The organism is Sphingobium sp. JS3065 (genome assembly GCF_026427355.1).
Taxonomy (GTDB): Bacteria; Pseudomonadota; Alphaproteobacteria; order Sphingomonadales; family Sphingomonadaceae; genus Sphingobium.
Genome location: NZ_CP102665.1, coordinates 353,914 through 377,133, shown reverse-complemented (window position 1 = coordinate 377,133; position 23,220 = coordinate 353,914). Strand labels below are relative to the sequence as shown.

20 protein-coding genes are annotated in these 23,220 nt (G+C 60.0%); 13 read left to right on the top strand and 7 right to left on the bottom strand.

Translation table 11 applies throughout. From position 1 onward, the window contains the following. Positions 1 to 19 precede the first annotated feature (19 nt). From NUH86_RS19085 to NUH86_RS19065, 5 genes are all read left to right on the top strand, one after another. Positions 20 to 439 (top strand): helix-turn-helix domain-containing protein, encoded by a 420-nt coding sequence (locus tag NUH86_RS19085; protein ID WP_267252889.1) that lies wholly within the window; start codon positions 20 to 22, stop codon positions 437 to 439. 12 nt (positions 440 to 451) lie between these two features. Next, positions 452 to 1,108, top strand: coding sequence for a GntR family transcriptional regulator (locus NUH86_RS19080; protein WP_267252888.1), 657 nt, complete (start codon positions 452 to 454; stop codon positions 1,106 to 1,108). Positions 1,109 to 1,263: 155 nt separating this feature from the next. Then, the gene (locus tag NUH86_RS19075) at positions 1,264 to 1,395 is read left to right on the top strand and encodes a benenodin family lasso peptide (RefSeq protein WP_267252887.1); all 132 of its coding nucleotides are present in this window, start codon (positions 1,264 to 1,266) and stop codon (positions 1,393 to 1,395) included. A gap of 45 nt (positions 1,396 to 1,440) precedes the next feature. Continuing rightward, positions 1,441 to 2,091: a lasso peptide biosynthesis B2 protein gene (locus NUH86_RS19070; RefSeq protein ID WP_267252886.1), complete on the top strand. Its 651-nt coding sequence runs from the start codon at positions 1,441 to 1,443 to the stop codon at positions 2,089 to 2,091. Beyond that, entirely contained in the window at positions 2,088 to 3,905 is a 1,818-nt protein-coding gene (locus NUH86_RS19065; RefSeq protein ID WP_267252885.1) for an asparagine synthetase B family protein, read from the top strand. The genes NUH86_RS19070 and NUH86_RS19065 overlap by 4 nt, the downstream gene beginning before the upstream one ends. Here NUH86_RS19065 and NUH86_RS19060 read toward each other — a convergent pair. From NUH86_RS19060 to NUH86_RS19045, 4 genes are all read right to left on the bottom strand, one after another. Next, positions 3,790 to 5,859, bottom strand: a complete 2,070-nt coding sequence (locus tag NUH86_RS19060) for an Atxe2 family lasso peptide isopeptidase (protein ID WP_267252884.1) — start codon at positions 5,857 to 5,859, stop codon at positions 3,790 to 3,792. The genes NUH86_RS19065 and NUH86_RS19060 overlap by 116 nt on opposite strands. A 1-nt stretch (position 5,860) precedes the next feature. After that, the gene (locus NUH86_RS19055) at positions 5,861 to 8,806 is read right to left on the bottom strand and encodes a TonB-dependent receptor (protein ID WP_267252883.1); all 2,946 of its coding nucleotides are present in this window, start codon (positions 8,804 to 8,806) and stop codon (positions 5,861 to 5,863) included. 98 nt (positions 8,807 to 8,904) lie between these two features. Then, positions 8,905 to 9,885 (bottom strand): FecR family protein, encoded by a 981-nt coding sequence (locus tag NUH86_RS19050; protein WP_267252882.1) that lies wholly within the window; start codon positions 9,883 to 9,885, stop codon positions 8,905 to 8,907. Between the two features lie 23 nt (positions 9,886 to 9,908). After that, entirely contained in the window at positions 9,909 to 10,439 is a 531-nt protein-coding gene (locus NUH86_RS19045) for an RNA polymerase sigma factor (protein ID WP_267252881.1), read from the bottom strand. A 481-nt stretch (positions 10,440 to 10,920) separates the two neighbouring features. Between NUH86_RS19045 and NUH86_RS19040 the strand changes: the two genes are divergently transcribed. Then, positions 10,921 to 11,817, top strand: a complete 897-nt coding sequence (locus NUH86_RS19040; RefSeq protein WP_267252880.1) for a MucR family transcriptional regulator — start codon at positions 10,921 to 10,923, stop codon at positions 11,815 to 11,817. 244 nt (positions 11,818 to 12,061) lie between these two features. On the opposite strand, the gene NUH86_RS19035 is transcribed toward NUH86_RS19040, so the two are convergent. Together NUH86_RS19035 and NUH86_RS19030 are read right to left on the bottom strand one after the other, a co-directional pair. Then, positions 12,062 to 13,450 (bottom strand): MBL fold metallo-hydrolase, encoded by a 1,389-nt coding sequence (locus tag NUH86_RS19035; RefSeq protein ID WP_267252879.1) that lies wholly within the window; start codon positions 13,448 to 13,450, stop codon positions 12,062 to 12,064. Continuing rightward, positions 13,389 to 14,879: a DUF2235 domain-containing protein gene (locus NUH86_RS19030; protein WP_267252878.1), complete on the bottom strand. Its 1,491-nt coding sequence runs from the start codon at positions 14,877 to 14,879 to the stop codon at positions 13,389 to 13,391. Before NUH86_RS19030 ends, NUH86_RS19035 begins: the two co-directional genes overlap by 62 nt. A 227-nt stretch (positions 14,880 to 15,106) precedes the next feature. Between NUH86_RS19030 and NUH86_RS19025 the strand changes: the two genes are divergently transcribed. From NUH86_RS19025 to NUH86_RS19000, 6 genes are all read left to right on the top strand, one after another. Next, entirely contained in the window at positions 15,107 to 15,850 is a 744-nt protein-coding gene (locus NUH86_RS19025; RefSeq protein WP_267252877.1) for a hypothetical protein, read from the top strand. A gap of 1 nt (position 15,851) precedes the next feature. After that, positions 15,852 to 17,027: a M48 family metallopeptidase gene (locus NUH86_RS19020; RefSeq protein ID WP_267252876.1), complete on the top strand. Its 1,176-nt coding sequence runs from the start codon at positions 15,852 to 15,854 to the stop codon at positions 17,025 to 17,027. A 12-nt stretch (positions 17,028 to 17,039) separates the two neighbouring features. Beyond that, positions 17,040 to 17,621: a hypothetical protein gene (locus tag NUH86_RS19015; RefSeq protein WP_267252875.1), complete on the top strand. Its 582-nt coding sequence runs from the start codon at positions 17,040 to 17,042 to the stop codon at positions 17,619 to 17,621. A 15-nt stretch (positions 17,622 to 17,636) separates the two neighbouring features. Then, positions 17,637 to 17,963, top strand: a complete 327-nt coding sequence (locus NUH86_RS19010) for an excalibur calcium-binding domain-containing protein (protein WP_323749037.1) — start codon at positions 17,637 to 17,639, stop codon at positions 17,961 to 17,963. 192 nt (positions 17,964 to 18,155) lie between these two features. Then, positions 18,156 to 19,253: an IS630 family transposase gene (locus tag NUH86_RS19005; protein WP_267251045.1), complete on the top strand. Its 1,098-nt coding sequence runs from the start codon at positions 18,156 to 18,158 to the stop codon at positions 19,251 to 19,253. 359 nt (positions 19,254 to 19,612) lie between these two features. Continuing rightward, a complete protein-coding gene (locus NUH86_RS19000; protein WP_267252874.1) occupies positions 19,613 to 20,584 on the top strand; it encodes an energy transducer TonB in 972 nt (323 codons plus the stop codon). 349 nt (positions 20,585 to 20,933) lie between these two features. Here the strand turns inward: NUH86_RS19000 and NUH86_RS18990 are convergent, their stop codons facing one another. Beyond that, on the bottom strand, positions 20,934 to 21,173 hold the full coding sequence (locus NUH86_RS18990; protein WP_267253043.1) for a hypothetical protein: 240 nt from the start codon (positions 21,171 to 21,173) through the stop codon (positions 20,934 to 20,936). Positions 21,174 to 21,372: 199 nt separating this feature from the next. On the opposite strand from NUH86_RS18990, the gene NUH86_RS18985 reads away from it, so the two are divergent. Then, a complete protein-coding gene (locus NUH86_RS18985; protein ID WP_267252873.1) occupies positions 21,373 to 23,049 on the top strand; it encodes an MFS transporter in 1,677 nt (558 codons plus the stop codon). The last annotated feature ends 171 nt before the right edge of the window (positions 23,050 to 23,220 follow it).

The window sequence follows — 23,220 nt, the reverse complement described above, 5'->3', positions numbered from 1 at the left end:
GTGTCAGGGGTGCCTGCGCATGCCGACTCGAAGACTTCAGACCAAGGATAACGTGCTGGTTCTCTCCAGGATAAAGGAGATTTCCGGGAAACGGATCGAAGAGCGCCGCCGACGTGACCGGATCACGCAGCCTCAGCTTGCACGCGCGGCCGGGGTCAGTGTTCGATGGTTGCGGGAAATTGAGGCGGGCAATCCCAAGTCGAAGCTTGATGAGCATCTTGCATGTGCCCATCGGCTTGGTCTCTCGACCACCCACATCATGATCCCGCTTCTTCTCATGGAGCGAAGAATGTCGATTCCCGAGGAATATCTGGTGGAGGAGGACCTCTCCGAACTGGAAGATCGCTGCATCGCGCTCGTCTATGAGCATTCGCAGGCCGCCGTCACCCGGCGCAGATCCTCCTTCTTCGGGCCGGGTGATGATGGCGAACCGTCCTGACGGGAGGTCTTGATGGCACCTGAACCCCTGACGGCAGAGCGCATCTATCGCCGGCTCAAGGCCGATATACTCGATGGCGTCTTCCCTCCGGGATCCCAGTTGATCGTACAGAATGCAGCTGAGCACTATGGCGTGAGCATATCGCCCGTACGCGATGGCGCGCATCGGCTGGTGGGCGAGAGACTATTGGGCCTCAATGTCGGGGGAGGGTTCACCATCCCGCAACTCGATGCGCAGGTGCTGCGCGACCTTTATGTCTGGCATGGCTATCTGGTCAGGCATGCCCTGAAGGCAAATAGTCCCGTTGCGGGGGAGCCAGGGCCTATCGCAATCCTGGAGCGCAGTGGTCCACATCATCCCAAGGATATTCGCGATGCAACCGCCGCGCTGTTCGGCCGGATTGGCAGCAGGCCTGGAAATCAGGTACATCTCCATGCGGTCCTTGCCGCGGGCGAGTTGCTTTCGGTCGCGCGACTCCATGAGCCGTCCGTCGTCAAGAATGTCGAGGAAGAACTGCTTGCGATCTGGAACCTGACCAGATCCGGTCAGGATGCCGCATTACGTGATGCCATCTGGGCCTATCACAGGAGACGGATACGACGCGCTTCGGCAATCGCTCACAGAATTAGCGCAGTCCCGCCATCCTCCGACACTGCCGGTAGAAGCTGATGTTCAGCGGCTTTGATTGCCGCCGGTGCGGGGTTATCTCCAATATGGCGCTTATAAGCCGGTGAAATGAGAACTTATAAGATCGGGTATAAGGGGCGAGCTACTTATCATCATGCCTGCCGCAAATGACTGCGGCCTGCATGATGGAGATGAACATGGAACGTATCGAAGACCTCTCCGACGACTTCGTCGATCTGGGCAACGCCGCCTTTGAAACCAAGGGCGCGATCGCGGGCGAACCGTCGGACGGCGTCGGCTACCGCCTGAACGGCATGGCCGACGAATAATCCGAAGGGATCGGCGCGGCTCTGGCCGCGCCGATCTACGAAACGATGCTCTACGCAACGCCTCATTTTCACCATTGTCTGGTCGACGGGCGCGTCGTCGCACTCGATATGAGGACGACCCGCTATTTCCTGATCCACGGTGCATCGGGTGAGGCGCTGATCCAATGGGAAGCGGGCGCTGAAAGCAGGCATTCAGACGAAACATTCGATGACCTGATGGCAAAGGGATATGTGTCCCGCGAACAGGCGGGAAATCGACGTCTGGAGGCATGCGCGGCGAAACCCCTGAAGAGCCGCGCCGAGATTTGCGTGTCGTCCGCCAATCGTGCCGAGTATCTGCAGATCGCCTGGTTTCTTGCCACGACGCGCCTGCGCATAGCAACGGGATCGCTTGCGAGAACCCTCGAGCCGATGCGGAAACGAGCAGGACAGATGCCGGTTCGGGAGCAGCAGGTCGTGATGGACCGTGTCGGGCGCTTTACCGCTTGCCGGCCAGCCATTCCGCTATCCCGCGTCTGCCTCCTAGACAGCGTTGCGCTCTACCATTTTGTTGGAGATTCCATGACGGAACTGGTCTTTGGCGTCAGTCTCGATCCCTTTGCCGCGCATTGCTGGCTCGAGCGCGATGGGTGGCTCCTGAACGACGAAATCGACCATGTGCGTCGATTTACGCCGATCATGCGGTGCCGGGCATGAGCGATTTCATCCTCTGTCCATCAGCGGGACCGGCTATCGGCATCGCTCGGCGGGCCCTTGCCGATCTGTCCCTGACTGACGACTTTTCCGAAACGTCGATCGACGCGAACTACAGGCTTTTCCTGAGGGGACGCGTTGAGATTTCGTCGGACCGGCGCCTTGTCATAATCGGCGAAGCCTTTGATGCAGCTGGCGGCCGCCTGAGCCGGGAGAGCCTCGACAGGGCGGCGCATTCCGCTGATACCCTCGAAACGGTGGCGTCGCGCCATTGGGGGCAGTTTGTCGCTGTCACGGTCGATGCGCAGACAGTGCGCTTCTACAGGGATCCATCGGCTGGGCAGGCCTGCTACATGTGCCGCGTCGGCAGCGCGTTCTTCGCCGCGTCGAGCGTCGATCTTTTGCGCCTCGTCACCGGGCAGGATTTCGAGATTTGCCGGGACGGAATTATCCGGGCGCTTGCCTATCGAGATCTTCGGCAGGACCGCACGGCGTTGAAATCCGTCCGCGAACTGACACCGGGATGCACCGCCAGTGATCAAAATGAGGAGGTTCGCTATGTCTGGCAACCGCTCGTGGACCTGGAGGTGGGCCGCGCGCTTCCGCATGAAGAGATTGCGGAGCGGCTGGAGAGGGTGCTGAGGGTCGCCGTGCGCGCGCAAACGAACGGCGCCAGTCGCGTAATGCTGGAATTGTCCGGCGGATTGGATTCCTCCCTCCTCGCCATGCTCCTGGCGGACATGGCGATCGACTTTACGGCGGTCACCTATGTCGGGCCTGACGCGCGAGAAGATGAGAGCGATTTTGCCAGGGCAGTTTGCGCCCATTTGGGCCGGCAGTGGCGCGGATCGGTCCTGTCCGCTGATCACATCCGCCTCCATGAATCGGCTGCCGCGCATCTCGCGTGGCCGAGCGCCCGGCTTTTTACTCAGCTGTTCGATCAGGCGGCGGATAGGGCGATGGACGAGCTTGGCTGCGACATGATCATGAGCGGGGGCGGCGGCGACGGCACCTTTTGCTACCTTCCCTCCAGCGCACCGTTGATCGATTGTCTGGGCAGTTGGAAAACGATGTTGAACAGTCCGGCGGTTGTCCATGATCTTGCGCGCGCCCATGATACCACCAGCGCGGAGATTATCTGGCGGGCATTGCGCAGGATGAGCCTGCCGCATCGGCTTTCCTGGAAAAGGGATGGCTCATTCCTGTCCCGTGATACGCGGCGGTCGCTGTCGCGCCGGGCCTATCACCGGGGGATCGATCTGGGCTGCGCGCCGAGAGGCAAATGCGATCATCTCAAGCACATGATCGGCATCCATAATCACCTGGATGCCTACAGCGCGCCTCGCCACGACGCCCTTCGGTTCCCGCTCGTGTCGAAGCCGGTGGTCGAAACGGCGCTTCAGATACCGACCTGGCAATGGTTTGAGGGCGGGCGCAACCGTGCCCCGGTTCGCCGATTGCTCGCCGACAGATTGCCCCCGATGATCTCGGGTCGCCGGTCGAAGGGCGGCTTTGATGCTGTGATCCGCGATATCTTCAAGGAGCGCAGCGGAGAAATGAAGGCGCATCTGCACGATGGCTGGCTTGCTACGGAAAAAATCATCGATGTAGACGCCGTGGATGAGGAGTTTTTCCGATTCCAGGAAAGCGGAAGTGGCGGCATCAACCGGCTGATGGTGCTGTGGGATACGGAAATGTGGGTCAGGGCCGTTCGCCGGCGGAAGGTGACGCGGGGTCTCCTTGAGGGGTCAGCCATCCGCGAAACCAGGCAATCGATCGCCGGTAGATCGCGAGGCGATGCGCCGGCTGCCATTTGATATGATGCTCGTCGGGAAAAACATACATGTCCACGGTTTTTCCCGCAGCCTCAAGGGCGTGATAGGCGGGGAGCGCAAGACGAAACTCGTCGTCTGAAAGCTGCATGAGAATGGGCGCCGCAATCTTGTCGGCATTTTGCAGAAGCGAATAGCGCTGCCAGAATTTGCGGCCGTCCGTGCCTCGGGGCGGGTAGCCCCAACTGACGAGATCGCGATAATATTCCTCGCCGGCGCTGTCGTAATTGCTCGGGTCTTCGCAGCAGGAGCTGACGGCTGCGGCGCGGAACATACTGGAATTGACCAGGGCGAACTGGACCGTCGACGCCCCGTCGCTGAGGCCAGAGATGCCAATGCGCGCCGGGTCTACCAGTCCGCGGTCAATCAGTTGTGAGACACCGGCTTCAAGAGCGTTCAGGACATGACGCCGATCCGCCCAGCCAGTGACATTGTTTTGGCTGAACTCCGCAATATTCGCGGCAGGGATGCGATTGGCATAATCCGTCGGCCTCTGAAAACTCAGCACGGCAAAGCCTGCCGCGGCCAGCGGCAATATGGGATATTCATCGCCGGTTCCGCCCCGCAGAAAGCCGCGGCTCGTATATTGGACGACGATAAGGGGAAGCTTCCTGTCGTTCCGATAGTCGGGCGGCAGGACAAGATCGCCAAAGGCTTCACCGCCCTGGAATTTCCAATAGAGGCGTTGCACCGCGCCGAAGCGATGCCGCGCGAAATCGGGGTTAGGCTCATAGACGGTGGAGACGGCGCCGTCCCGCGCCGAAATGGCGACGACCCGGCGCGGCTCGAGGCTGCGCTCATAGCCGCAAAACAGTTCGCCCTTGCCTGCCTGGCAGCCGAGAATGAGATCCTCCGTCCGCAGGAGGAGGGTGGGTCGTCCACGCCGTGGGTGCCATTTGTAAAGTGCAAGGTGGCTCCGGTCGGCTGGACCTTCCGTTCGCAGGAACAGGATTTCGCGCCGATCGGTCCACCAGATGCCGAGCAATTCGCCTGCACACGCTTCGCTTTGACATGCGATGGGAACGCCATCGACGACTGCGTGAAGCCTTGAGGGTGAGCGCAGCTGATCCGGCTGCTCACGCTCGACCCACGCTGCGGCATTTCCATCATCACTGAACGTGCCAAGCCTGGCGTTTGCCGGAATGCCTTCGCCGCGCGATCCGAAAGCCTTGCTGGCGGCGTCTGCCGGAAGGCTCATCAGCTGTTTCGTCTCGCGATCGACCTGATAATAGATGGGCGGGTACGGGCCGGGCGGAAAGGGAAGGGCGCGGGCCGCCTGCCATATTCGATAATCATAGTGAAAGCCGGAAAGCCCTTCTTCCTCGATGCGACGTTCAGCTTCCAGGCGGTTCGTGTCGGCTGCCAGAAGCACATGCCGCCCATCTGCCGACCATCTCAGATCGGAAATCGGCAGGTCCCCGGACGTTGCCGCTTCTGCCCCGCTGCCATCCGCATTGGCGATCCAAAGCCGGGTCTGCCCCTGGTCGCGCCGCACATAGGCGATATGATGTCCGTCCGGCGACCAGCGCGGCGTCAGCGGCATGGGCAGGCCGATCGGGAATCCCGCCAGACGGCGGTTGGAAAATTGCGCCTTTATGAAGTCTCCGCCCTGATCGGCTATGATAGGCGCGCTCTGCCCGCTTCGGTCGATGATCACAAGCGCCATGCAGTAGCGATTGGTTGCTGCGTCAGCACGGCGCATCTGCACCGCCAGTTGCTTCTTGTTGGGGGACAGCGCGATATGGGAGGCATTCAGAGGGCTGGATCCACCATCGCCAAAGTCCCAGAGGCCGAGCAGATCCTCGGGGCTGACATTGGCGCCATTTGTGGCGCTCTGCTCCGCGCGTGTCGGCGGGGGGGAGCAGAGCGCGGCGGCAGCGGACGGCAGGGCGCCGACTGCCGCAAACAGGACAGCGACGAGGCAGTATGGAAGGCGCATCTCACCACGCCTTGGTCAGCTGAAGCGAAACAACCCGGCCCAGCGGATTGGCGTTTTGCGGATCATAGCCAACCGCCGTGATCCCGTTGAAAGAGAAGGCCGCGTAGGGCGGATCCTTGTCGAACAGATTCGTCGCACTGAGCGCAACAGCAAGGTCCTGCAGCACGCCTGTCTTGTTCTCGAAGCGGTAGCTGAGCTGCGCGTCGATGGTGGTCCACGCATCCACATGCTCGGCCGGACTGACGATGCTGTTGGTATAGCCGCGCACATAGTTAAGGCTGGTGAGCGCAGAGAGGGGGCCAGAGGTCCATCCCGCATGCGCGCGCAGACGCAGGTCGACCGGATTGTTGATGCTGTTCAATATGTCGATGGCTGGCGCCGATGCGCTCGCGGCACGTGTGAAGCGGAAGAGATAGGTGCCATCGATGCCAAGCCGGGCTGTGCCGCTCCCCGCTGGAAATTGATATTGGGCATCGAAGTCCAGGCCTTTCTGCCGGACAACCGCGAGATTTTGCGTTCGGGCATCGATGAAAACATCGACATCGGCGGCTTGCAGGCCAAGATAGTCGATGAAATTCGGCGAGTTGATGGCGGCCTGCAGCATCTCCAGCGAGGGATTGTCGTTGATCAGCGCGGCATAGGTTGCCCGATTGTTCAGCATCTGCAGCAGGGCGGATGTCAGATCGACGATCTGATCTTTATAGCGGATATCAAAATAGCTCGACGAAAGGCGCAGGCCAGGAAGCAGTGCTGGCTCCAAAACAAAGCCCAGGGTGAATGTGCGCGCCTTTTCCGGCTTCATGCCGGTCTTGTTGCCGCGATAGTACATCACGTTGCTGGTGCCAGTGGGTGACTGCGGATCGCTGACGGGATAGATGAAATAGACGTCCGAATCCGGTGTCTGCCGCAGTTCCACGAACCCCGGCGCCCGGAAAGAGGTGCCGAAGCTGCCTTTAAGCTCCAGACCGGACACAGGTTTCCAGGATAGCCCGAACTTCGGGTTCGTCGTGGAGCCGAAGTCGTTATACCGCTCGTGCCTGACTGCTGCGGACAGGCTCAGCGATTGGAATGCGGGCAGGGCGTTCGCTGCGCCGATGACCGGCACGAAGATTTCGCCATAAACGGCTTCGATATTGCGCGCGCCCTGCGTGCCGGTGAAAACATATGGCTCGAGCCGGCTCTGGTCCGAAACGGACCGCGATTTGAAGCGTTCATCGCGATGCTCGGCGCCCAAGGCAAGGCGCGCCTGGCCACCGGGGAGGTTGACCAGCGGACCGTCACCACGCACCGCGCCCGACCATATTGTCGACGCGAAGCGCGAGTGTGTCGATCCGCGAATATAGTCGAGCACCGTGGCACTGTTGACCTTGCCGTCCCCAAGGAGATTGACGGCAATCGAGGGATTGCTGCTCGCCGCAGCGACGGCCAGTCGAGCGGTATTGGGAAGATTGATCGTCCCGAAATTCTCGATCTGTTTCCCATAGGTGCCACGGATATCGATTGCCCAGCCGCCAAGAGCGATCGTACCGCCGCCGTTGAACCCCAGGGCCTCGACCTTGCCCTGATCGGTACGCGGGCCAAGCTCGTCGGTGAAATCATAGCGGACGCTGATCGCGCGGCCTGTCCCGATAGGATCGATATAATAGGGATTGTCGGGTGTGACGGTGATGGAGGATTGATAGCCTGCGGGGTTCACGCGTTTGGAGAAGGACCGCCGGGCGTACAGACCCTCAATGTCCAGCGTGATGCCGTCGGTCACATCCTGTTCGACCCGACCATAGACGGAATAGCGCGTCTGGCGTGGGAGAAGGTCGGCCTGCTCCCATCCGTCCTGTCGGTTGAGCGACCCTGCGACCAGGTCCGATGCAACAAGCGAACTTCCGTCCTGGCCGGAGGGAATCGCGTAGGTCTTGCCGCCAGCCACGATGTTTCCGGGGTTGGCGAACTGAACGCGATAGTCGCTACCGCCCCAACGGCGCAGGTCCTGTGTTGCGAAATCACGATCATCTGCCGCAAGGCTACCGCGACGATAATATTCGATCGCAAGCACGGCGCGACCCGAACTCCATTTGGTGCCGGCGACCTGGCTGGCCTGGATCTCCGAAAAATCTCCGTCAGCCGTGCCATAGCGAAGGCCGGTTTCGAGCCCCTCGAATTTTCGGCGTGTGATGAGGTTGACGACGCCGGCGACCGCATCGGATCCGTAGATCGCGGATGCGCCATCGGGAAGGACCTCGATCCGCTCGATCGCGCTGACGGGCAGCATCGATATGTCTGCAAAGACGCCGCCGGAGCCGCCCAGGGCTGGACGATTGCCGTTGAGGAGCACCAGCGTGGAGGAGGGGCCAAGACCGCGCAGATTGATCGAGGATCCATAGGACGCGTTGAGATTTGCGCCGCTCGCGCCGGTGGCGCCGCTCGTCGCTTCGTTGGCGCCGCCGCCATAGGCTTGGGGGATCGACTGGAGGATCTGCTGCGCAGACGCATAGCCGCTTTCGCCGATAGCCTTTCGATCGAGACGGATGACGTTCGATCCTGGCGCATCCGCGCCTCTTATGCGGGAGCCGGTGACGAAGAGCGTGTTCGCCGCGTCAGCGCCGTCACTTAGCGCCGCCGACGCTTCCGATCGCCCCCGGATCACCAGGCTCCTGCCATTCTCGCGAAAGCGCAGATCGCTCGACCTGAGAAGAATGGTGAGCGCCTGCGTGGCTGTAAAATGGCCCTCGATTGCCGGCGCGGTTCTGCCCGCTACGGCTTCGGGCCGGAACAGGATCTCACGCCCCGTCGCGGCGCCCAGCGCCTGGAGCGAGGCGGCCAGATCCTGCTCTGCGATATGCAGTTCAATCCTTTGATCACTCTGCGAGATCGCGATCGGGGCATAGCTGGCGGTTGTGATCGCTGCGATGCTGAACACCGAGGAAGCCAATCCATGGAATATCTGTCGCACTATGTCCCCCTTTGTCTGTCGCGCGCCGATTGCGGCGCATGACGGGGACCACGCTCGAATTTACCGATTTATGAGAGGGCTGCCGGCTCGCGAAAAATTTATTGGGCCGTGATACTGATCGTGCCGTCTGGCTCATTCCGGGCGCGCAGATCGAGAAGAAGTGCAAGATTGCTGGCCAGACGCTGGGGATCGTTGATCCTGAACGTGCCCGACGCCCGCATTGCCGCAACTTCGGGCGCAGGCGGCCGGATCTTCACGCGCGAATAGCGGTTCGCTTCCTGGATCAGTTCGCCCAGTTCAATCTTGTCGAACTGGCGCAGCAGCGAAGGCCAGTCGGTCCCTGCGGGATTTGTGGGAAATTGCTTCAGAAGGTTGAGCCCTGCGGATCCGGTTTCGGCCGCTTGCCCCGGGGCAAGCATTTTCGTCGTCAATATTCGTCGACCTTCAACGCCGGCTCTTTGGGTGACCTCGACGGAACCGCGCAGCAGATGCACAGCAGAGCGCCCGTTGGAACGCGCACTGACATCGAAGACTGTGCCATGAGCTGTGACCGACAGGACGCCTGCCATGACTGTGAAGGGCCGGGCCTCGTGCGCGACGTCGAAGCGGGCCTGCCCGCGCTCGAGATGGAGAGTCCTGGCTGAATCCGTGAATTCGGCTCGAACGAGGCTGTCGGTGTCGAGCGTGAGGGTGGACCCATCGGCCAGTTTGATCCTGCGGATTTCGCCAATGGCGGTCTGCATCGGGTTCGACGCATTTGCTGCCACTGCCATCGAGCGCGAGGCATCGCTTGATGGCCCAGGGTGGAGAGGTTTCCAGACAAAAGCGGCGAGCGATATGATGCCGAGACACAGGGCGGCAGCCAGAACGGACAGCTGCCGTCGTTGGCGCCGATGGGCCGGGATGGCAGGTTCGTGACCGAATTCCAGGCACTTTCCGAGATTATATATTTCGCTAATCCTCGCATAGGCTGCCCGATGCGATGGGCTGGCGGCCATCCAGGCGTCAAACTCCATCTTCCGGTCCGCTGCAGCCGGACCGCGCATGGCGGCGAACCATGCTGCCGCCTCGTCGCGCAAGAAATCTGAAGGCCTATCCATCATCATTCACCATCCAGTGCCTGCGCGATCCGCGCAAGCGCGCGACCGAAATGATATTGGACAGTCGGGATAGAAATGCCAAGTTCCTCGGATATCTGCTTGTAGGTCATGCCTTTGGCACGCTGCATGATAAAGACCTGCCGCGTCTTTTGGGGAAGGGCGGCCACGGCCTGTCGGTAGAGACGCAGGGTGTCGACTCCTTCGATCGCAAGCCCCTGATCCGGCTCCACTGCGATTTCGACATCTTCTGATGTCTGTTTCCCGAAGGCGGCTTCCGCGCGCTTGGAAAGGCGGATGCGATCAACGAGAAGATTGCGCGCAATTTTCTGCAGGTAGGATGCCGGATGGGAGAGGGGGGTCTTTCGCATATGGGCGGTGAGCCTCACGAAAGCCTCCTGCATCAGATCGCAAGCGTCATCGCTGTTTCGGGTCTGACGCTTGAAGTAACGGAGCAGACCCGGCGCCTGGGTGCGGTAGGTCTGGGCTAATAGAGGTGTGTCGATCTCTTCGTCCGCCAGCAAGACGACGTCCATGGAGCGCTCGTCGACGCATTGGGGGACTTCTTCGCCATAGCCTTCATCCAGGACGGAAGCACGAATGGGACGGGACACAAAACACCTGGCCATGCGACCGACAGCATCACAGCCCCGAAAACTCGGGGGTGAATTGGCTAGGTGTGTCTCGAACGATGCTGCCGCATCTGTTCTGACCGTCCGACACGCACGACGGACGTATTGATGCCTGACAGGGAAATCCTACCGGAAGGCTGTCAGCATTCTCCGTCCGGCAAAAGGATGATGCATGGTCTACAGGACGATTTCAAGACGAAGTGAGGGGAAGTTTTACATGCTCGGATGGGGCGTATCAGCAGACCGGCTGTACTCAATTGGTGTTCCTCGGTTTTGGATGCGCAACATTCTGCATCAAGTCGATCTAGTCTGGTCCTGGCATTTACAAATTATTCTTGGTCACGCAGTAATCCATTCCCTCCCTCCACACCATGGATTCGCATAAATGGCAGATGAAACACCCAATGAATTCACGACGCTCACCGTCCAGCTACTGAGCGCCTTCGTCTCCAACAATACGGTTCCTGCCGACGGTCTGGCTGACCTGATCAAGTCGACACGTGCGGCATTGGCCACAAACCCGGTCGCGATCCAGGTCGAGCCGGAAGCGCAAGGTTACGTACCCGCCGTATCGATCCGCAGAAGCACTGCGTCGCGCGATTTCATTCTGAGCCTGATCGACGGAAAGCCCTACAAGACATTGAAGCGACATCTGGCACAGCATGGTTTGACGCCGGATCAGTATCGCGATCGGTTTAATCTACCCAAGTCCTATCCTATGGTCGCCCCAGCCTATTCCGATGCCCGGCGAGCCGTCGCCGAAAAGCTGGGTCTGGGTAGAAAGCCCACGAAGATTACAAAGAACGGCAAGGAGGACGCTCAGCCGAAGGATGCGGCTTCGAAGATCAATCCAGCTCCGCCCACCACAGTGGTCGCCGCCGAAGCAGCCGATGTCGGCATAAAAAAGGGTAAGGCGGACAGGGCCAAGACAGCATCAAAAACGACGAAGATAGCTGCTCCAGAGACTGCCTCGGCCAAGCCCGGAAAAAAGGAACCATCTGCGGACAAGCAAACAGCGCGAAAGCGTTTGTCTATTGCTACGCCAACGGACGACAAGCCCGCCCCCGCCCCCGCGCCCAAAGCTGGCAGGAAAGATCAAGCAGTTTCCCTTGGGGTCGAGGCTGAAACGATCAAGCCAAAGAGGACCGGGAAAGCTCCGAGCTCACCGAAGGCGGCCAAGCCAGCGGCAAAGCCGAAATCGTCGGCACCGACCGTGAAAGCAGGCACTGCGCCTGTCACGGACGGTGGCGAATTGAAGCAAGCCGTAGCTGGGAAGGCGTGAACGAGTAGAGCGCGGCGCCGTGGGCGCCGCGCTTCGCTAATCTGCAGATGATTCAACGACATCCGGGGATTTCGACCCATCCCGGCCGTTCAGAGTCAAAATTTCAATCCCTGGGTCCGGACGGTCCGCAATGAGATCACATCCTAAAGACATCCGCTCCGGGGACGAGACGTGCGACGAGCGAAAGTAGGACAGCTGCCCCAATTTACAAACGCAAGCGACGATCAGCGCAAGTTTGCGATGCTTAGTCCGCTTCCCTGAAATAGCCGGTTGCAACCTGACCAGTTGAGCTGACAGTCACGATGACGTTGTCGCAACCACCCGGACTCTCATCATTATCGGGTCCGATCTTGGCTTCGCTGGCTGGGCAATCGTCATCAGCAAGGTCTGTTTGAAAAAGCGCGCCCCGTGCCCGAAGCTCATCCTCAATTGCCACATCGGGAAGGACGACCTTGCTGTAGGGGTGTGGTCCCGAAGATATGATGAAAGTCGATGCCTGAACCTTGTCGAGGAATTCCTGGCGTGACGACGTCATACTGCCGTGATGCCCAACGACGAGCACGTCTGAACGCAAATCTGCTGAGCAGCAGGCAATCAACTTTCCTTCGACACTGTTGGCGTCGGCCGGCTGCGACGGCGCCTTACGTGCTCCGCCTTCGGCATCGCCGGCGATAAGAATCCGCCGCCCCGCATAATCCAGGCGAATAACGACGCTATTCTCGTTGGGATCATGATGCTTCGAGGCATCGCGGTACAAGATCGACATGGTCCCACCCGGACCAAGCGCAACAGGTGATGCTGTCATCATCGCCGCCTGCGGCAAGACAACTTCCCCCGAACAGGTTTTGCCAGTGAACACGACGCGATGCGTCCCCCCAGTGGCAATCGCATTATGGTATTGAACTCCCGGTTCGGCTGCGACTTTCTTCAGGAATCTGCAATAGCCACGCGTTCTGTTGACGGCTCCTGAGTCCCACACATTGTGTATCATAAAGCGGTCGAATATGTCTGGCAGCAGTTCCAGATGATCCTTGTGCGGATGACTAAGGATCAGATGATCGATCGTCTGAAGGCCGGGACGGACCGCTTGGATATAATTCAGGATGCGATTGTCAGGACCGTCCGCCAGATCATCCTGACTCCCGCCGTCATAAAGGATCGTGAATGATGGGCCCTCCACGAACACGGCTAGACCAGTGCCTACATCGATGACATGCAGTTTAAGCGCGGCGGTGTCGATCAGCGGCTCCGGCCCACTTCTGATAATGGTCCAGGCCTTACTAACGAAGCCGATCCGGCCATCGCTAAGCCGGACTTGATGCCAGCCGGGCGCGTCACCGACCACCGAAACACTGTCGCCTGGAGACAGCGCGCCGATCGGCTGCGAAGCGGCATTGGGCTCGACCCGCACGACGACATTACGTCGAACCCGCTCGCTTGGGCTTACTTCCGGCTGGGCAAATGCGGAGGTGGCGCTCATCAGCATCATTAAGAACGGAACAATCACTCCGATGAGCTTCATTGTGATCCTCTCCGGAACATCCGCGTCAACATCCACACGCTTACTGACCTCAGGAATATAGGTGCTTGAAAAGCTCGTGATTTCGAAGCGCTTCGGGGCGATAGGGTTCATCCGCGCCTTGGCTCGGCACGGTTTCCATAGCGAAGCGCTGAGCAACCGAAGGGTGGAGGGTCGCGTTATCCGCTGGATCTCGTTGCCTGACCGGCCAGGTCCAGCCCTTGGTCAGCCATCGCAAAAAGGCTGGCGTCCTGCCGCTTATCGTATCCGCCATGCCTGCGATCTCATCATGCTGCACGCCAGCAGGTGACGGGTATAGCTGGAGTCGCCGATCGTTGAGGAGAAGCGGAAATGGCACCGACCTAGCCTCTTCGGTCATCCACTGCAGGGCGATATCGGAAAGCCGTGACTCAGCTTCGGGGTAGCTGCCCCCAATGTCGGAGTGGTTGCCTGCAAACCAGAGTTGAACGAACGGCTTGGCCTCACCATCGATTTCCTCAGGCGCCGCTACCGAAGTGCCCCACCCCCATTTCAGCCTCGGAAAGTCAGCGCGGTTCTCGTCAATAGAAATAGCATGGCGCGCATAGATGACCGACTTGCTCAACAATCTGTCGAAATTCTTTCCGCTCCATTGAGCAATATGAAAGCGCGGCCACCGCCTTCCCGGCATTGGCGGCCACACGAACTTGAGCGCAGTGCGAAGATGGGACACCAGCGAATAGGTTCCGATCAACAGTGCGCTCGCAGCGAATGAGGTAACCCAGTTTGCGTCGAACAGCCAGTGAATCGCACTGGCAGCAGCACCGGCCAATACCGCAATCAGCGATACCAGTAGCATAGCCAGGAAAATCCGAAGCGGCCCCTTCGCTCCGAGCGAAGCGACCGTGTCAAAGGCGCCAATGAAATAGGGTGCGGCGTTTGCTTCATCTTCACTACCTGCACCGAAATCCCGGCGGAAGCGGCGCGCCAGTTCCAGTCGTTCCTCCTCATATTTCGCGCGCGGATGGCCGGCACCATGCTCATAAACCCGCAAAACTGCTTTGTCGGCAATTTCCCGGATTTGTTTTCGGAATCGTGGAAGCGACCCAGTGGGTGTTCGTGTCGGCACGCCACAGAGCATCAGCACATTGGCGATGCAGCGAACGGTGTACGCACCCCGGCTGAAACCAAACAGCCAGATGCGATCCCCGGGCCGATAATGATTGATGATGAATTCATAACAGTCGGCAATGTTGGTGGTGATGCCACGCCCCGTGACCGACGAAATGAGCTTCGTGATCGTCCTTCGCATGCCGGTCACCCCAACGGCGCTCGTCTCCGTTCCCAGACCCGGGTCGTAAAAAACTACCTGCTCGGTTGGATTAATGCTGTTATCCGACCCCACGCGCGCGGCGCGATACATCTTGTAAATGTTGCTAAGCCGTTGGTCAGCGCGGACGCTGCCATCCTGGCCGGTGCCATCGGAGAAGATGACGATATTGCGGCCGCTCGGTCTGGTCTCATTTGAGGCCGCGTCACTCGTGCTTCCAATCGGAGCGCTCATATATTCCCCCTCAAATTCGGCAGCTTCAACAAATTCACCAAGGATGAGCGCATTGCAAGCTATCGACAGGAGAAAGCTTATGAAATCCTGGGCGGAAACCCAAGCTTTGGCTTATTATCTCGATTTCTGGCGTGATCATAAGCGCATTTCGCATGTTTAGGATTCAGCAGTATTTACCTGCGTACATCAGTTAGTTAGGAAGGGCTGGGGTATTACAGGGGGTGTTAGTGCGACTCAATCATTGCGCGCGGGCAACTTTGCTCGCGCTTGCGCTTTGCGCTTCATCGGCGGCGCTCGGACAAGAGAAAACCGGCAATAAGGAAGGCTTCTCGTTGAAGCCCGGCACTGCGAGGATCGTCCTCATGCGCCCCGTTATTGGTGCGGGCGAGCAGTCGACGGGCGGCATGTACGAACCCAACGCTGACTGGACGAACCAGGCTCGCGAGAATATCGCCGCTGCGCTGGCTCAGGCTCAATCTCAGCTCGGTAATCAGGTAGTGGCCTATTCCGAAGCCGCCAGCGGCGAAGGGCCAATCGTCACTCAATATTCGCACCTGTTCAGCGCTGTCGCTGACTCTGTGATCGAATATCAGTTCTTTCCAGGAAATCGGCTTCCCACCAAGAAGCGTGATAAAGGCTTTGAATGGGCAATCGGTCCGGGGATCGCGTCATTGAAATCGCTTGAGGGCGCAGATTATGCGCTCTTCATCTCCACCCATGATGAATATGGGTCTACCGGCCGAAAAGTGCTGCAGATCGTCGGAATGCTCGGGGGCGTGGGGGTAACGTCTGGTGTTCATGTGGGGCACGCTGGACTTGTAGATCTGAAGACAGGTCAACTTGTGTGGCTTAACGCGGACCGTCAAATGGGCGGCGACGTTCGAACAGCCGAAGGGGCGCAAAAGCGGGTGAAGCAGCTGCTCGAAGGGTTCCCAGGCAAACCGGCCGAAGTTGCCCTTGCGGGACAGTGACATGAAGCGGATCCTTTCAGCGGTCGCATTATTGGCCGGTCTTTGCGCGGTATCGCCGGCCCAAGCAGCAGAAAAGTTTGCACTTCCGCCTTATACACCGGCTTATGAACCGACCACGGTCGACGAGCGTGGCCAGTGGATGCAGGCAGATGAGATCGAAAGGCAGCTGCGGGACAGCCCGCTCCGGATTCGAGAAGGCAAGCTGGAGGCTTATCTGCTGGATGTCCTCTGCCGTGAAGTCGGCTCGGATCGATGCAAGGGCATTCGCATATACGCGATGGAAGTTCCTGATTTTAACGCTTCGATGATGGCTAACGGCGCCATGCAGGTGCAATCCGGCCTACTGCTAAGATCACGGAGCGAAGCAGAGCTGGCTGCCGTTCTTGGTCATGAATTTGCTCATTTCGAACTGCGCCATGGCCTTAACGGCTTCAAGAACCGGCGAGGCACCGGTGATGCGATGGCGTGGATCACGGTATTGGGCGGCATCAGCAATACGCCGATCGGCGATACAAATCTGACGCTGCTTGGGTCGATGTATCAGTTCAACCGCGCGCAAGAAACGGAAGCCGATCTCCTCGGACTGAAATATCTTGCGCAGTCTGGCTATCCTTCAGCGGCCGCAGCAGAAGTGTGGAGATCGCTAATGGCCGAAGCGGATGCAACGTCAGCCGGACGCAATCAAAAGGCGAAGGTGAAATATTCCGCGGGATTCTTCGACACACATCCCGCATCGCTCCAACGGGCCACCTATCTTGCCGCTGAAGCGGCAAAGCTACCTCCCGGCGGCGACGCAAGGGCGAAGGAATTCAACGAGGCGGTAAAACCCTATCTTCCGCGCTTCCTGGCCGCTCAAACCAAACTCAATGATTTCGGCGGTAGCCAGTATATCCTCGACAATCTTGCTCAACGAACCGGCTGGACAGGTGACCTCCTCTTTGCCCGAGCGGAATTATATCGGGCGCGCGCAAATCCGCGAGACCTGCAACTGGCGAGCCAATTTTATCGCCAAGCCAAGGAGGCCGGTTATGCCGAACCCGAACTCGACCGCAATCTTGGCCTCTCACTGATGCGAAACGGCCAGACCGACGAGGCACGCGCTGCGCTATCTGCCTATCTTACCGCCCGTCCAGAGGCATCGGATGCCAAGGCGATCCAAGCCCTCATGGCGAACTAAGGAATTTTGATCATGCGCACTGTAATCATCGCGGCCATTTTCAGCCTCATCGCGTCGCCGGCAATCGCCAACTCCCTTATTGCCCCCGGCCTAAAGGCAGGCATCGCTAAATCCCGATTGTCAGCGACCCCGGATGGCGAATGGAATCGGCTGAGCCGCAAGGACGGCAAGAACGTCGAGTTGTGGACGCTGGACGGCGATTCGCTGAACAAAGTCTCATTTTTTGGCGGCATCCCAGTAGGCGAGCCGTTGCTGCGCGAGATTGATCGGAAGAACCGTCCGTTGCCCAAGGTCGCGGGCAATATGCTGATCACGGACATTCCAGCGTTGTTGGAATCGACCTATCGCAGCCAGTTCTCGGTCAACCAGATGCAGATCGACACCCAAGAGCCGGCACTTCTTGATGGAAATAAGGGAATTCGCTTCACCTATGCCTTTTCACGCGCCGATGACGAGGTTCAGCGCAAGGGCGAAGGCATCGGCGCAATGGTCAACGGCCAACTTTTCCTAGTGATCTACGAAGCTCCCGCCCTTTATTTCTTCGATAAGGATGTCGAGAAATTCCGAAAGCTAGCCGCGACACTGAAGCTCTGAATCCTTTGAAACGACATGCTTGATCGGATCGAGGTGAGCAAAATGGTGCGAAGGTTGACCGCCTCAGGCCTAGCCTTGGTGTTGGCAGCCTCATTTTCAGTTCACGGCCATCCAGGCGGACTGAACGCTGAGGGTTGCCACAACGATAGGCGTACGGGCGGCTATCATTGCCATCGGCACGTCCCGTCACAACCACCGCGCCAAGCTTTATCAAGCGCGGGAGGCGGCGCATTCCGCAACTGTGCCGCTGCCCGGGCCGCTGGAGCTGCGCCGGTTCGCGCGGGCGATCCGGGATATGGGCGTCACCTGGATCGAGATGGCGACGGGATCGGCTGCGAATAATACCGCGACACATCCCGGCCGTTTAGCCGCCGATTTTTAATCCCGACAAGCTGACGGTTGGCTTGCTGAACTGTTAAGATTATAAGCCTCCGGTAAACTCGCGGCGGTTCACGGTGTGGCCTGGACAGCTAGTCACCTGGAACTGAAATAAGTTACATTGTATATGCTTCTTGGTGGTGGCAGGAGGCATGGATGGTTGGTCGTCAGGCGGACGTGTTGGCATTGAGTGCCGCTGAACGCACGTTTCTGGAATCGCAGGTGCGGCGTCACAAGGCACCTCGCTCGTTATCGGACCGCTGCCGGATGGTCCTGCTTTGCGCGGACGGGCTGCAGAGCAAGGAGGTTGCCGAGCGGCTTGGGGTTCACGAGCACACGGTCGGCAAGTGGCGTCGTCGTTTTGCGCAAGCCGGCGTTGAAGGGCTGACCGACGAGTATCGGGCGGGTCGGCCGCGCACGGTGAGCGATGCGCAAGTCGCGCAAGTAATCGAGCGCACGCTGAACACCACGCCCAAGGATGCTACGCATTGGTCGATCCGTTCGATGGCGGCGGAGGCTGGTCTGTCGCACACGACGATCCGCCGTATCTGGGTCGCATTCGGCCTGCAGCCGCACCGCTCGGAGACGTTCAAACTGTCGAGTGATCCACTGTTCGTCGACAAGGTGCAGGACATCGTCGGGCTGTACCTGTCACCTCCGAACCGTGCGGTGGTGCTATGCGTGGACGAGAAATCGCAAATCCAGGCACTCGATCGCGAACAGCCGGTATTGCCGATGGCGCCCGGCATACCCGAGCGACGCACCCATACCTACGTCCGCAACGGCACGACATCGCTGTTCGCCGCGCTCGACATTGCCACGGGCGCCGTGATCGGAAAATGCTACAAGCGGCATCGCGCGACAGAGTTCCTCGATTTTCTCAAGCAGATCGATGCGGCAATGCCCAAAGGCCCCGAGGTCCACCTTGTGATGGACAACTACGCCACCCACAAGACGCCCCGGATCAAGGCCTGGCTCGCCCGTCGTCCGCACTGGCACGTGCACTTCACGCCGACGTCAGCATCGTGGATCAATCAGGTCGAACGCTGGTTCGCCGAGTTGACGCGCAAGCAATTGCAGCGAGCCGTCCACCGCTCAACGGCCGAACTCGAAGCCGATATCGCCGCCTTCATCGCCGCTCACAACGAAAAACCCAAGCCCTACAAATGGGTCAAATCCGCCGACGATATCCTCGCCTCGGTCAGACGCTTCTGCCAAAAAACAATGAGCCGAACTTCGGATTCAGGTGACTAGGCCGTCGGCGCATCGTACCGCCTCGCCCACCCGGATCGCAAGCCCGGCAGACACTACACGAGTAAGGGAGGACCGCCTGGGGCCCGGCCCCGAGGGCTGCGATCGCGAACTATGCCATTGCCCCCCGCCATCAGCCTGTTCTATCGAGAGCGATCATCGTTACGGGGGGCGTGAAGATGGCGAACGGGGAATAGAGCTATGAAGACCGGACGCTTGGCGCTCTTATCAGGCGCGCTTGCCATGATGATCGCAGCGACGACGGCGCAGGGCGCGCCGATGCGCCGACCTGCGGCAAAGCAACGGGCGGCCACGCCTGCCCCCAAACCTTTGTCGCCCTCGCAGGTGCTCGCAGGACATCTTTGCTCAACCGCTACACGCCAGCCACGCTAATCGGTACTGCCTGCCGCCAGGCGAGTTTCAAGAATCTGGCGATCGCGCTTAACATGAACCGCGAGCTGCTCACGTCGGCGAAGAACGAGTTCGAAACCAGCGCGCAGTTCTCCGAAAGATCCGATCGGCTGCAGACCCTGCTGGGCGGTGAACCGATACTGTTTTGCGAGTCCCTCAATGACAATGAAGATGTGCCCTTTGCCTACAAGGCGGACGAACAACTGTTCGAAGGCAGTTTCTACAAAAACCATAATGTTTGGCGCGATGTAAAACCGCCGGGCAGCTACCGCACTAAGACGCGCATGGGCATTCCAGTGACGGTCAAGTCGTCGGCGGAATTCGAATATGATGTCGCGCTCGAAATGCCCACCAATCTCATGGGCTGTGTATCGGGAGACTATGGCTACAAGTTCGCCGTGCCCCAGCCCATCGCAGGTGCGCCGGCCCTCAAGGCCGGCGGCAAGATCGCCTTCATTGCCAGACTCATTTCCCCCTATGTCAGTGAGGAAGTAAGCCCCGGCGAACCCAGCCTTGACAATCCATATGACATCGCCACCCAGACGATCACCGTACACGCACGACCCGAGCAACTCATCATCCTGGACGGGACCGGCAAGGAAGTTTGGTCCTGCAGGATCGGTGCCTTCTCGCCGTTGCAAAAGCCCCGCCCGCTGGGCGATGAAAAGAGCTGGCTCTCGCTGGTCGATTATCCGGTCAGCGGCTATCGCACCCAAGCGACAGGCACGGTAGCCGCGACCCTGCGGATCGACCCGCACGGCAAGGTGAGCGGCTGCACCATTACCGCTTCTAGCGGCTTTGCCGAACTAGACGCAGCCAGCTGCGCGGGGTGGACGCGACGGGCGAAATTCGTGCCGGGCAGCGATGAGAAGGGCGATCCGATTGAAAGCGAATATGCGATCAGCCGGACCTGGACGCGGTAGGGCGCGTCGGCTTCCTGCTGCGCCTAGCCGCGGCCACTCCAGCCCAGACCCGAGCCCGATTTTGCGTTAAGGGCGCCGGTGGTGGATTTGCCAAGTTCGTCACCAGCTTGCCGGTGCGGCGCCAACTACCTCCTACATACCCGGCAGCGGGGCAGCGCATCACTCTACTGATGAGGCCGCATACAGCGCAACTCGTCGATCGGTATCCCGAGCGAAAAGAGAATGGCGTTCCGCGATGCCACTCTGGACCATTCCGCTATAGCGATAGTGGCCCAATCCTACCTTCCCACAGCCGACCCTTCTTTGCCGTTCAGGGGCCAAGTTTCGATGCTCAGGTCCAGACGGTCGGCTATCCGAAATCGGCCCTCAACACTGGCCGCGCCCGGATTGTCTGTCCCGTCTGTGGCGCGCGCAAATAGGTGGAGGACAGCAGGAACTCGGAACGAATGATCCTCCGATGCGAACCAGTGGCCAGCGCCCAGGCCGGTTCGCGGCCGAGGCCGCTCAGCGGGACGTCGGCCTCCGGCACCGACAGTTTGATGCAATCGAACCGCTCTTCCATCGCTGCGTTGCGCGCCGCACTGCCCATGCCCTAGCCCTGACGGACGACTCTATGCTGGCTGTGCCAATGAAGAGATCGAAGGGGAGGATTGCTTTTACTGTCCGATGGCTTCGATCTAGAACAACGATCTCCTGCCGCCTTTGACCACTCCCGCGCCCTTGCAAAGCGACGGTTCCTCACATGGCACAGTTTGCATATAGACCGCAGCTGTCGCATGGAGACGTGGATGAACCGCGCGATTTCTACTTCAGCAGCAGGCCACGACAGCATCGTCGCCCCGCTGCGATATCCCGTCTATCGGGCGATCTGGCTGGCCAGCCTAATGTCCAACTTCGGCCTCCTCGTGCAAGGCGTCGGCGCTGCATGGGCGATGACCGAAATGGCCTCGTCCGCTCAAATGGTCGCGCTGGTGCAGACGGCCCTGATGCTGCCTGTGATGCTGATCGCCATCCCAGCTGGGGCGGCGGCGGATATGTATGACCGGCGCAAGGTGATCCTCGCAGCGCTGCTCCTGTCCCTTGGCGGGGCCAGCCTGCTATCCACGCTCGCGCTGCTCGGCCTTGTCTCTCCCGCGCTACTGCTCTTGCTGACGTTCGTGATTGGCAGCGGCATGGCCCTTTTCGGTCCTGCCTGGCAGGCTTCTGTCAGCGAACAGGTCCCGCCTGAGGCGTTGGCGTCGGCCGTCGCCCTCAACAGCATCAGCTTCAACATTGCCCGCAGTTTCGGGCCGGCCGTCGGGGGCATCATCGTTGCCGTCGCGGGCGCGGTGGGGGCCTTCTTCGCCAACGCCATTCTCTACCTGCCGCTCCTCGCCGTTATTGCGCGCTGGCAGCGCGTTGAAGTGCCGCCACGGCTGCCACCCGAAAGCATGAGCGGCGCGATCATCTCGGGCGCGCGCTACATTTTTCATTCCCCGACGATCCGGATCGTACTGTTCCGCACTTTCCTGACCGGCGTTGCGGGTGGGTCGGTTTCGGCGCTAATGCCCTTGGTCGCCCGCGATCTGCTCGGTGGCAGCGCGCAAATCTATGGCATCATGCTTGGCATGTTCGGGATGGGTGCTGTTTCGGGTGCGGTGAACATCGCCCTCGTCCGCCGCACCTTGAGCGCGGAATGGACGATCCGCCTTGCCGCAATGCTCATGGGCTTGGCGATTTCCGTCATTGCATTAAGCCACTCCAGCATCCTGACCGGCCTCGCCCTTATCCTCGCGGGGGCAGGGTGGATGGTAGGCATCACGATCTTCAACATCGGCATTCAGCTGCGCGTCCCGCGCTGGGTGGCGGGAAGGGCGCTGGCGGGGTTTCAGGCCGCGATCGCGGGCGGCATCGCCTTCGGCAGCTGGTTTTGGGGCCATGTCGCGACCGGGTGGGGCGTCGAAACGGCGCTGCTAGGTTCGGGCATCGCCCTGGCTCTGCTGCCTCTGTTCGGCCACTGGCTGCCCATGCCGGCGAGCGATGTCTTGGCAGCCGAAGCGCAGGAACTGCCTGCCGATCCGGAAGTGACCCTGAAGCTCACGCCCCGAAGCGGCCCGATCATCATCGAAATCGAATATCAGGTCGATCCGGCCGACGCTCGTTCCTTCTACGCCGTCATGCAGAAGGTGCAGCTCAGCCGCCAGCGCAACGGGGCCTACGGCTGGTCGCTCGCCCGCGACATTGCGCAGCCAGAACTATGGACGGAGCGTTTCCACTGCCCGACTTGGCTTGACTACCTTCGCCAGCGCACCCGCGCGACCGAGGCGGAGCGCATGACCGAGCGTCAGGCCGCCGCCTATCACAAGGGACCGGTGCCCCGCCTGGTCCGTCGCAAGCTCGATCGCCCGCTGGGTTCGGTCCGCTGGAAGGACCGGACGCCGGACCAGGATGGTTCGGGCAATCTGTCTCCGCCCGCTGGCGTCTGAGGCGTTTCATAGCAGTGCGGAACCCGAGGACAATAATTGCATGTGAGACTTCCACGCCTCACCTGTGTTTCTTGTCGATGCCAAGGAGTAGCGCGCTCATCAAAGGATATGATCACGTTGGTTCGGCTGGCTGCGATCGGGGCGATGGGCTATGCGATAACTGATCAGTTC